The organism is Streptococcus sinensis, assembly GCF_000767835.1.
Classification (GTDB): domain Bacteria; phylum Bacillota; class Bacilli; order Lactobacillales; family Streptococcaceae; genus Streptococcus; species Streptococcus sinensis.
This window is the reverse complement of the sequence record NZ_JPEN01000043.1, coordinates 1-253: the sequence shown is the minus strand read 5'-3', so window position 1 is coordinate 253 and position 253 is coordinate 1. Positions and strand designations below refer to the sequence as shown.

Below are 253 nucleotides of genomic sequence, written 5' to 3'. Positions count from 1 at the left end.
TCGTCTCAGAAGTCTCAAATCCTTATGGTGTCAAAAAAGTTCTTGTTCCTGTTTGGTCTAGTGATAAAGGTCAAGACGATTTGGTCTGGTATGAAGCTCAACGTCAGACCAATGGCAACTATACCGTTACAGTCAAAGCTTCCCGTCATAAAAACTCTGTGGGTGACTACCATATCCATCTCTATTATGTTCAGGACAATGGACAGTTAGTCGGCGTAGGCGGTACGACTACTAAGGTTTCTATTGCCAAGCC

The 253-nt window shown here is 43.5% G+C and carries 1 protein-coding gene; it reads left to right on the top strand.

From position 1 onward, the window contains the following. Window positions 1–253, top strand: a 253-nt coding sequence (locus SSIN_RS02860; RefSeq protein ID WP_037615494.1) for a GBS Bsp-like repeat-containing protein, incomplete at both ends; no start/stop codon positions are given.